This is a genomic window from Streptomyces niveiscabiei (genome assembly GCF_001419795.1).
GTDB classification, from domain to species: Bacteria; Actinomycetota; Actinomycetes; order Streptomycetales; family Streptomycetaceae; genus Streptomyces; species Streptomyces niveiscabiei.
The window spans coordinates 1-6,845 of sequence record NZ_LIRL01000557.1 but is presented as its reverse complement, the minus strand read 5'-3'; the positions used below and the strand labels follow the sequence as shown (position 1 = coordinate 6,845).

Below are 6,845 nucleotides of genomic sequence, written 5' to 3'. Positions count from 1 at the left end.
GCGCGATGGCCGCGATGGCCGCCGAGAACACCTTGTTCTTGAAGTACGTGATGTCGATCGACGGATGGTCGCTGCGCTTCTCGTGCAGCACGAACCCGGTCAGCACCGCGAGCCCCGCGACGATCGTCACCAGCACCGTCGTATCGGTGAAGTCGGCCAGCTCGCCGCCCTTGATGATCCCGTACACCAGGAGTACCAGTCCGACCACCGAGAGGACGACGCCCACCGGGTCGATCCGGCCGGGGTTCGGGTCGCGGGAGTCCGGGACCAGCCACACCATCAGGGCGACCGCGACCAGCACGATCGGGACGTTGATCAGGAACACCGAGCCCCACCAGAAGTGGTCCAGCAGGACCCCGCCCGTGATCGGCCCGATCGCGATGGCGAGACCCACGCCGCCCGCCCAGATCCCGATCGCCTTCGGCTGCTCCTCGCGCTCGAAGACGTTCATCAGGACGGCCAGCGTCGCCGGCATCACGAATGCCGCGCCCAGCGCCATCAGCGCCCGGAACGCGATGAGTTGACCCGGCGAGCCGGACTCGGCGGCCAGCGCGGAACCGATCCCGAACACCGCGAGCCCGCCGAGCAGCACCTTCTTGCGGCCGATCCGGTCGCCCAACAGCCCGGCGGAGAACAGGAGTCCGGCGAAGACGAGGGTGTAGGCGTTGATCGCCCACTCCAACTCGCTCTGCGTCGCGCCGAGTCCGACCGGGGCCGGGGTGGAGATGGTCTTGATCGCGACGTTCAGGATCGAGTTGTCGAGCACGACGATCAGCAGGCTCAGCATCAGGACGCCGAGGATCGCCCAGCGCCGTCTGTGGACGGCTTCCGGTATGCGGGGCTCTGCGGGGGCGGCGGGAGTGGTCATACTCCGAGCGTAGGTCCCATTCCGATACGGCACCGATCCGTATCGTTAATCCTTACTCGTCTCTTACCTGCCGGGGGCGCTCTGGCCCCCGTAGTCCTCAGGTGCGACCATGGGAGTGATCCGGGGACGCCGTGAGGGCGCCTCGAGATGACAGAAGGAGCCGTTGCCATGACGCAGCTTTCGGCTGCCCGCACCAAGCCTTCCGACGGCAGCAAAGCGCTGTACGGGGGGAAGGGCACCCGCCGCATCACGGTCCGCGACATCGCCCTCGCCAAGGAGCGCGGCGAGAAGTGGCCCATGCTCACCGCGTACGACGCGATGACCGCGTTCGTCTTCGACGAGGCCGGCATCCCCGTGATCCTCGTCGGCGACTCGGCGGGCAACTGCCACCTCGGCTACGAGACGACCGTACCCGTCACCCTCGACGAGATGACCATGCTCTCCGCGGCCGTCGTGCGCGGGACGACGCGGTCGCTGATCGTCGGCGACCTGCCCTTCGGGTCGTACCAGGAGGGCCCCGTCCAGGCGCTGCGCTCGGCGACCCGGCTGGTCAAGGAGGCCGGGGTCGGCGCGGTCAAGCTGGAGGGGGGCGAGCGGTCCCACGAGCAGATCCGGCTGCTGGTCGAGTCCGGCATCCCCGTCATGGCGCACATCGGGCTGACCCCCCAGTCCGTCAACGCCATGGGCTACCGCGTCCAGGGCCGGGGCGAGGAGGCCGCCGCCCAGCTCCTGCGCGACGCCAAGGCCGTCCAGGACGCGGGCGCCTTCGCCGTCGTCCTCGAACTGGTCCCGGCGGAGATCGCCGCCGAGGTCACCCGCGTCCTGCACATCCCGACGGTGGGCATCGGCGCGGGCCCCGACACCGACGCGCAGGTCCTGGTCTGGACGGACATGCTCGGCCTGACCTCCGGCCGCGTCCCCAAGTTCGTCAAGCAGTACGCCGACCTCCGCAAGGTCATGACCGACGCGGCGAAGGCGTACGCGGAGGACGTGGTGGGCGGAACGTTCCCGCAGGAGGAGCACTCGGTGCACTGAGGCCGAGTGGCTGAGCCACTGAGCCATTTCCGGCACAACAACGCAGCCCGCCGATCGTCCCCCGTCGGCGGGCTGCGTCGTGCGAGCGGTTACGCGGTGTTACACCGACTCCCGCCACCCGTTCGTGATCGGCAGCCTGCGGTCCTTGCCGAAGCCCTTCGCCGAGATCTTCGTGCCCGGCGGGTACTGGCGCCGCTTGTACTCGGCCGTGTCGACCATCCGCAGCGTCCTGACGACCAGCTCGCGGTCGTACCCGGCGGCGGTGATCGCGTCGGCGCCCTGGTCGCGGTCGACGTACAGCTCCAGGATCGCGTCCAGGACCGGGTAGTCGGGCAGGGAGTCCGTGTCGACCTGGCCGGGGCGGAGTTCCGCGCTCGGGGGCTTGGTGATGGAGTTCTCCGGGATCGGCGGGGTCTGGCCGCGCGCGGCGGCAGCCCGGTTGCGCCACTCCGCCAGGCGGAAGATCGACGTCTTGTAGACGTCCTTGATCGGCCCGTACGCGCCCACCGAGTCGCCGTACAGCGTCGAGTACCCCACCGCCAGCTCGGACTTGTTGCCGGGGGCGAGGACGATGTGGCCCTCCTGGTTGGAGATGGCCATCAGGAGCGTGCCGCGCAGCCGGGACTGGAGGTTCTCCTCGGCGAGGCCGGTCAGCTCGGTCGAGGCCATGTACGCGTCGAACATCGGCGCGATCGGCACCGTACGGAAGTTGAGGCCGGTCCGCCGCGCCAGCTCCGCCGCGTCCGCCTTGGAGTGGTCCGAGGAGTACTTGGACGGCATGGAGACGCCGTACACGTTGGCCGCGCCGACCGCGTCGCAGGCGATGGCCGCGACGAGCGCGGAGTCGATGCCGCCGGAGAGGCCGATGAGGACGGACGTGAAGCCGTTCTTCTCGACGTACGCCCTGAGGCCTACCACCAATGCCGAGTACACCTCCTCGTCGTCGTCGAGGCGCTCGGCGTACGCGCCGTGCATCGTCGGCTCGTACGACGCGACGGGGTCCCCCGAGAGGACTACGCGGTCGATGCGCAGCCCGTCGTCGACCACGCCAGTGGGAGCGTCGTCGGAGGCGGCGGGCAGATCGAGGTCCAGGACCACACAGCCCTCGGAGAACTGGGGCGCCCGCGCGATGACCTCCCCGCTCGCGTCGACCACGATCGAGTCGCCGTCGAAGACCAGCTCGTCCTGGCCGCCCATCATCGCGAGGTAGGCGGTCGTGCACCCGGCCTCCTGCGCCCGCTTGCGGACCAGTTCGAGCCGGGTGTCGTCCTTGTCCCGCTCGTACGGCGAGGCGTTGATGGACAGCAGCAGCCCCGCCCCGGCGGAGCGCGCGGCGGGCACCCGGCCGCCGTCCTGCCAGAGGTCCTCGCAGATCGCGAGGGCGACATCGACCCCGCGCACCCGGATCACCGGCATCGTGTCGCCGGGCACGAAGTAGCGGAACTCGTCGAAGACGCCGTAGTTGGGCAGGTGGTGCTTGGCGTACGTCAGCGCCACCTCGCCCCCGTACAGCACCGCGCCCGCGTTGCGCGGGGCGCCCGCCGGCTGGCCGAACCTCGGCTGCGCGGCATCGGAGCGGTCCAAGTAGCCGACGACGACCGGGAGTTCACCGAAGCCCTCGTCGGCGAGGCGGGCGGCGAGGGAGCGCAGCGCCGCACGGGACGCCTCCACGAAGGAGGAGCGTAGGGCGAGGTCCTCGACGGGGTAGCCGGTCAGCACCATCTCCGGGAACGCCACGAGATGCGCACCCTGCTCGGCGGAGTGCCGGGTCCAGCGGAGGACCGCCTCGGCGTTGCCGGTGAGGTCGCCGACGCGGGAGTCGATCTGGTTCAGAGCGAGACGAAGTTGAGGCACGCCCTCCAGTGTAATCGTCAGAGCGACGCGATGGGGTGGTGCGAGGTGTCACCCACCTCACGCCACCCCATCCCGGGTACTAGAGCTCTACCCCTGGAGAGCTACTTCTTCTTGTACGACTCCACGTAGCCCTTCGCGGGCGAGCCCACGCCGGTCACGTCGTCGTACCCCTTCACGGCCGACAGCGAGCTGTCCTTGCCGAGGGTGCGGACGGACGTCGTGACGCCGCCCGTCGCGTCGTACCCGTTGACGAAGTCCAGGCGGGCGACCGCGAGGCCCTTGCCGGTCGGGTTGTCGGTGACGTCGTGGTACACCTTCGTGCCGTACTTCGCGTAGATCTGCGGGTTCGCGAAGCCGATCGCCTTGCCGCCGCGCGCCTGCTGGGCGAGCGCCTGGACGGCCGCGATGACGGGCGCGGCGAGCGAGGTGCCGCCGATGCGGTACTCGGCGTACTGCTGCGAGCCGTCCGGGAAGGTCTGCGTCTGGCCGACCTTGAAGCCGGTGTTCGGGTCGGCGATCGCGGCGATGTCCGGGAGGACCCGGTTGCCGTCGGCGCTGTTGGCCTTGGCGAGCGCGTCCGGCACGATGCCCTTCTGGTAGAAGGGCTGGGGGACGGTCTTGCTGGTGCCGCCGCCCGCGCCGGAGGTGTACGCGCCCGGGAACCCGTCCCAGCTCTTGCCGTCGGCCGACAGGGTCGCCTTCTCGGTGCCCCAGCCGGTCTCCCAGAGGTACTTGTCGCCCTTGCCGACCGCCAGCGAGGTCCCGCCGACCGCCGTCACCCACGCCGAGTTGGCCGGGGTGTCGACCTGCTTGGTGCCGGTGTGGGCGACCTCGTCCCCGTCGTCACCCGACGAGAAGTAGAAGCCGATGCCCTCGACCGCGCCGAGCTGGAACGTCTGGTCGTACGCGGCGGCCAGGTCCGGCGTCTGGTTGGCCTCGATGTCGCCCCAGGAGTTGGAGACGATGTCGGCGAGGTGGTTGTCGACGACCTTGTTGAGCGCGTCGAGCAGGTCGTCGTCGTTGCAGGAGGCGCTGCCGACGTACGTCACGTTCGCGTCCGGCGCGAGAGCGTGCACGGCCTCGACGTCGAGGGTCTCCTCGCCGTACCAGCCGGCCGCCTTGCACTCCGCCGTGTGCGTGTACGTCTTCGGCAGCGACTGCGTCAGCTGGCCGGTCTTCCACTTCGCGTCGCCGTGCGCCTTGGCGTAGGTCTGCGCGTCGAACGCGATCGTCGGGGAGGCGTAGGCATCCGTGATGGCGATGCGCACGCCCTTGCCGGTGTACTTTCCGGCGCCGTACGCGGCCCGCAGCTGCTTGCCGGTGTAGCCCTGCACGGCGTACGGGATCTTCGTGCCGTACGCGTCCGGCAGCGTGGTCGCCGTCCTGGAGCCGTAGTACGAGGAGAACGGGCCCGCGTTCTTGAACACCTCGTCGGGGACCGGGAGTTGGTCCTTGGCGTCGGCCCGGTGCGGCGCGTTGTCGAGGCCGGTGACGGTCAGGACGGCGTCGTTCAGGGTCGCCGGGACGGAGGCCGCCTTGGCGGGGGCGCGGTAAGTGCGCCCGCTCTTCGTGTAGTTGTGCAGCTGGGTGCCGAACGCCCGCTCGGCGGACGCGACATCGCCGCTCACCGACACGTAGTGCTGTGTCGTACCGGTCACTTGGAGGCCGGCCTGGGACAGCCACGCCTTCACCGCGGCCACCTGCGCCGGGGTCGCGCCGAAGCGGGACTGCGCCTGCTGGGCGCTCAAGTAGGCGCCGTACGACGCTGAGTTCGGGTCGGAGACGGACTTCGCGAGGGCGGCGAGCCCCTTCGCGTCCCGCCCGGCGAGGTAGACGCGGGCGGTGACCTGGGCGCTGTCCGCGGTGGCACCCCGGTCGGCCCGCGCGGTCGCCCACGCCGGCTTGGTCCCGGCCAGCGTGTCACGGGCCGGGGTGTCCGCGGCGTGGGCCGCGGGTATCCCGAGCGCCAGCGCGCCGGCGATCATCGGCAGCGTCGCCGCCAGGCTCACTCCGGCGCGCAGCGCGGCACGGTTGGATCTCATGAGACCCCCTGTCATGTGGTTCGACGAGAGCGGATCACTCGACGTGCCGGTCACTCTCGCGATGAACGGTTCATGCCAGGGGAATGCGGGAACCAAGAGGGAGCCAAGTGGCGTCCTTCTGGGGTGATTTGGTGGATATCTCCGTGAACTGTAGGGAAAACCCTACGGCCTGGCCGCCGCGCCCCGTTCCTTGAGCATGTCCGCCATCAGCCCGATCTCCGACTCCTGCGCCGCGACCATGCCCTGGGCCAGCCGTTTCTCCACGCCGACCGCGCACTTGGAGACACAGCCCTCGGCCATGTGCACCCCGCCCTTGTGGTGGTCGGTCATCAGCTGGAGGAAGAACACCTCGGCCTGCTTGCCGCTGAGCGAACGCAGCTTGTCCAGCTCGGAGTTGGTGGCCATGCCGGGCATCAGCGCGCCGTCCTTGCCGGACGCGAGGTTGCCCATGCCCATCCATGTCATCGGCGCTTGCGCGGACACCTTCGGCAGGCCCCACAGGTCCAACCAGCCGATGAGCATGCCCCGTTGGTTCGCCTGCGTCTGCGCGATGTCGTAAGCGAGCCTGCGCACCTCCTCGTCGTCCGTGCGGTCGCGCACGATGTACGACATCTCCACGGCCTGCTGGTGGTGCACGGCCATGTCCCGCGCGAACCCGGCGTCCGCCGAGTCCGCCGCGGGCACCGACAGCGTCCGCTCCGCGCCGTCGTCCTGCGTCACCGCGTACGCGATACCGCCGGCCGCCAGCAGCGCGGTCACCGCCGCGCCGGTCAGGATGGGTGCGAGCCTCACTTCGCCAGCCCGCCCGTGCACGCGGCGCCCGGCTCCGGGGTCTGCTCGCCCTGGACGTACTTCTCGAAGAACTTGTCCACGTTCGGGTCGCTCGCCGCGGTCACCGTCCGCTGGTGGCCCCACGCCGTCAGCATGATCGGGTCCGCCTGCTTGTCGTCCGGGCTCATCAGCGTGTACGGCGTCTTCTTGACCTTCTCGGCCAGCGCGTCGACGTCGGCCTTCGCGGCCTTCGCGTTGTACGTCACCCACACCGC

At 70.1% G+C, this 6,845-nt stretch carries 6 protein-coding genes; 1 reads left to right on the top strand and 5 read right to left on the bottom strand.

What is annotated here, in order from left to right:
- On the bottom strand, window positions 1-868 hold an 868-nt coding region (locus AOK24_RS26045), incomplete at its 3' end, for an MFS transporter (RefSeq protein WP_159051984.1).
- Window positions 869-1,036: 168 nt separating this feature from the next.
- On the opposite strand from AOK24_RS26045, the gene panB reads away from it, so the two are divergent.
- A complete protein-coding gene (panB, locus tag AOK24_RS26040; protein ID WP_055722499.1) occupies window positions 1,037-1,903 on the top strand; it encodes a 3-methyl-2-oxobutanoate hydroxymethyltransferase in 867 nt (288 codons plus the stop codon).
- Between the two features lie 99 nt (window positions 1,904-2,002).
- On the opposite strand, the gene AOK24_RS26035 is transcribed toward panB, so the two are convergent.
- The 4 genes from AOK24_RS26035 to AOK24_RS26020 all read right to left on the bottom strand — a co-directional run.
- Window positions 2,003-3,757: an NAD+ synthase gene (locus AOK24_RS26035; RefSeq protein WP_055722498.1), complete on the bottom strand. Its 1,755-nt coding sequence runs from the start codon at window positions 3,755-3,757 to the stop codon at window positions 2,003-2,005.
- A gap of 101 nt (window positions 3,758-3,858) precedes the next feature.
- Entirely contained in the window at window positions 3,859-5,799 is a 1,941-nt protein-coding gene (locus AOK24_RS26030; RefSeq protein WP_055722497.1) for a S53 family peptidase, read from the bottom strand.
- A 162-nt stretch (window positions 5,800-5,961) separates the two neighbouring features.
- Window positions 5,962-6,591: a DUF305 domain-containing protein gene (locus AOK24_RS26025; protein ID WP_055722496.1), complete on the bottom strand. Its 630-nt coding sequence runs from the start codon at window positions 6,589-6,591 to the stop codon at window positions 5,962-5,964.
- A partial coding sequence (locus tag AOK24_RS26020; RefSeq protein ID WP_159051983.1) for a DUF3105 domain-containing protein occupies window positions 6,588-6,845 on the bottom strand: 258 nt, incomplete at its 5' end. The genes AOK24_RS26025 and AOK24_RS26020, both read right to left, overlap by 4 nt.

Coding starts and splice junctions, on each gene's coding strand:
- AOK24_RS26030 (WP_055722497.1), bottom strand. CDS start 5,799: ATGAGATCCAACCGTGCCGCGCTGCGCGCCGGAGTGAGCCTGGCGGCG.
- panB (WP_055722499.1), top strand. CDS start 1,037: ATGACGCAGCTTTCGGCTGCCCGCACCAAGCCTTCCGACGGCAGCAAA.